At 71.5% G+C, this 3,090-nt stretch carries 2 protein-coding genes and 1 pseudogene; 1 reads left to right on the top strand and 2 read right to left on the bottom strand.

Features of this window, described 5'->3' with window-relative positions; all coding sequences use genetic code 11:
* Window positions 1–140 precede the first annotated feature (140 nt).
* On the bottom strand, window positions 141–893 hold the full coding sequence (locus QR77_RS42355; RefSeq protein WP_052488981.1) for a TetR/AcrR family transcriptional regulator C-terminal domain-containing protein: 753 nt from the start codon (window positions 891–893) through the stop codon (window positions 141–143).
* 74 nt (window positions 894–967) lie between these two features.
* On the opposite strand from QR77_RS42355, the gene QR77_RS22700 reads away from it, so the two are divergent.
* Window positions 968–2,566 carry an FAD-dependent monooxygenase gene (locus QR77_RS22700; protein ID WP_052488982.1) on the top strand — a complete coding sequence of 533 codons (1,599 nt, stop codon included), beginning with the start codon at window positions 968–970 and terminating at the stop codon, window positions 2,564–2,566.
* Window positions 2,567–2,627: 61 nt separating this feature from the next.
* On the opposite strand, the pseudogene QR77_RS22705 reads toward QR77_RS22700, so the two are convergent.
* Window positions 2,628–3,090 (bottom strand): annotated as a pseudogene (locus tag QR77_RS22705) (hypothetical protein); the annotation flags it as partial.

Consider the following 3,090-nt stretch of genomic DNA (forward strand, 5'->3'; position numbering starts at 1 on the left):
GCTATCACGGTCCCGGCCCACCCCGACCGCCAGCCCGAACCCGCACCCCAAAACAACGCGCCACCCCGCCCGATCGGCCAGCAACCAAGGCCTCTCCCGCGTCCATCGGCGCCCACCACGTGCACCCGCACCCCCGCCCCTCAGCCCTCCCGGACGTCCAGGTTCATCTCGTGCGCCGCGCCCTGGAGCAGCATGGACAGGCCCCGGCGGAAGCGTTCGCGTTCGGATGTGCCGGCGATGAGGCGGGAAAACGCCTCGCGGTGGTCCTTGCCGCCCAACAGGACCTGGGTGTGCGGGAATTCGCCGGTCGCGTACTGGGCTTCCGCGAAGCGGAAGGCCGCCTCGGTCGTCTCGTCCTCCGGCGCGGGGCTCGTGGCCACCGCGCGGAATTCGGCGGTTCGGAGCACGTTGCCCTGTACGTAGTCGTCGACGATGGCGAGCAGGGCGAACGTGTCCGTCGCGTTCAGGCCGGCGCCGGCCAGGGCGGCGAGTGACTGCTCGAAGTGGCGGTGGGCGTTGGGGCCCGGCTGTGCGTTCTGGAGGGATTGCAGGGCCCACGGGTGGCGCATCAGCACGTCCCAGCTCCGCTCGGCGACCGCGACGAGTGCGTCGTACCAGTGGGTCGGGAACTCGTCTGCGGGGATGAGGGCTTGGCCCATGATCGCGTCGTCCATCAGTGCGACCAGCTCGTCCTTGGTGCGGACGTAGTAGTAGAGCGTCATGGTGCCGGCGCCCAGCTCGCCGGCGATGCGCCGCATGGAGACGGCGGCGAAGCCCTCGGTGTCGGCGATGGCCAGGGCGGTCGACGCGATCTGGTCGCGGGTGAACTTCGGTCGGCGGGTACCGGGCTCGCGCCGGGTCCAGATCAGGGACGAGTCGTCGGTGCTTGCCATTCGTACACCGTACCGTTAGCTTTATTCGTACGCCGTACGACATTTTCGTAGGGGATACGAACAGGAGCGGGATCATGACGGACATCGATGTGCTGGTCGTCGGAGCAGGTCCGACCGGGCTCACTCTGGCCTGCGAACTCGCCGTACGCGGCGTCCGGTTCCGGATAGTCGACCGGGCGGAGATCTTCTTCGGCGGCTCGCGCGCCGACGGCATCCAGCCCAGAACCATGGAGGTCTTCGCCGACCTCGGGGTCCTCGACCCGATCCTGGCCGGCGGCCATCCCGACGTGCTGATGCGTGCGTACCGGGGTGACGAGGTCGTCTGGGAGGGACAGATGAGCGAGCCCGTCGAACCGACGCCGTCCGTGCCGTACCCGAACATCTGGTTCGTGCCCCAGTTCCGCACCGAGGAGGTCCTCCGCGAACGGCTCGCCGAGCTGGGGGCGCGCGTGGAGCTGTCGACCGAGCTGACCGGCTTCACCCAGGACGCCGACGGCGTGACCGCCACGCTGACAGCCGGCGGCAAGTCGGAGACCGTGCGCGCCAGATATCTCGTGGGCGCGGACGGAGGGGGCAGCACCGTACGCAAGCGGCTCGGCATCCCCTTTCCCGGCGAGACCGACGAGACCACCACGATGCTGTTCGCCGACGCGCGGATCGACGGGATCGGCCGCGACCACGGCCGGATCTGGCAGACCGGTGACGGCAGCGTCGCGGTGACGCCGCTGGCCGGGACCGAACTGTTCGTCGTGGTGGCGCCGCCACCGGCCGAGGCCGAGTCGATCCCCGGGTATCTGCGGCGGCGGGTCACCGAGGCGTCGGGGCGGGACGACATACGGGTAGGGGAGGTCACCTGGCACACCACCTGGCGGGCCAACACCCGGCTGGCGGAGCGCTTCAGGGACGGCCGGGTCTTCCTGGCAGGCGATGCCGGGCACGTGCACCCGCCGACCGGCGGTCAGGGCATGAACACGGGCATCCAGGACGGCTACAACCTCGCCTGGAAGATCGCCGCTTCGGTGGCCGGCGCCCCGGACGTCCTGCTGGAGAGTTACGAACCGGAGCGCATGGCCGCGGCGCGCACCGCGCTGGACATCAGTACGGCGCTACTGGAGAAGCACCGGCGGGGGGACGACGACGCCCACGTACGCGGCCCCGAGGTGCACGGGCTCACGCTGAACTACCGGGGCGGCCCGCTCTCTTGGGACGACCGTGGCCGAGATGACCGTGCTCGGGACGACCGTGCCGAGGCCGATACGGTCACGGCCGGCGACCGCGCGCCGGACGCGCCCGTGACCACGGCCGACGGACGGCCGATCCGGCTGTTCGAGCTGTTCCACGGACCCCACTGGACGCTGCTGGCCTTCGGCGCGACGGAGGCGGACAGTGCCTTGGCGTTGAGTGAACGGTTCGGCCCCGCGTTGCACGCCTACACCGTGATCCGGCCGGGGGAGTCGGGCGAGTCGGGCCAGGTGGCCGACCACGTGCTGACCGACCGCCTCGGGCACCTGCGGACCGGATACGGCGCGCACGACGGCACCCTGGTGCTGGTCCGCCCCGACGGCTACCTCGGGCTTGTGGCCGCCGGCCCCGGCGGCGTCGAGCGCGTCTCCGAGTACTGGACCACCCTGTACGGCGCACCCGTCACCAAGACCGCCACGATCCCGGGATGACCGGCCGCTGACCTCCTCGGCCTCGGACTCCTCAGCCCCGGCGACCCCAGCCCTCGCCTCCTCAGCCTCGCCGCCTCTGTGAACGCCACACCAGGAACAGCGCCGAAGCCACCGCCGCCGTACGGACCACGACCGGCCAGGTGTCCTGGAGCGCCGGGCCCATTCCGTCCTTGGGGATCAGCTCTCCCCAACGGCCGTTCATCCGCCCCCACAGCCAGACCAGGCCACCCGCGACCGACACGCCCGGGAGCCAGAAGACGGCCAATTTCGCTTCCGTGCGCGACAGCGTGCGCGAGGCGTACGCCAGCAGCCAGCCGCCCCCCAGGGCCAGCCAGGAGCCGAGGAACGCGCCCGCGACCAGCAACGCGGCAGCCACCAGCAGGAACGGGCTGGACAGGCCGAGCCCCCTGCCCCTCGCAGACCCCCCGTCGACCGCCGCTCCATCGCCGCCGCCCCGACGCCGCCGCAGCCGGAGCACCCCGAGCAGCCCACGCCCCCGGCCAGCCTTCTCCACCACAGGCGGT

This window comes from Streptomyces sp. 150FB (genome assembly GCF_000818195.1).
Taxonomy (GTDB): Bacteria; Actinomycetota; Actinomycetes; order Streptomycetales; family Streptomycetaceae; genus Streptomyces.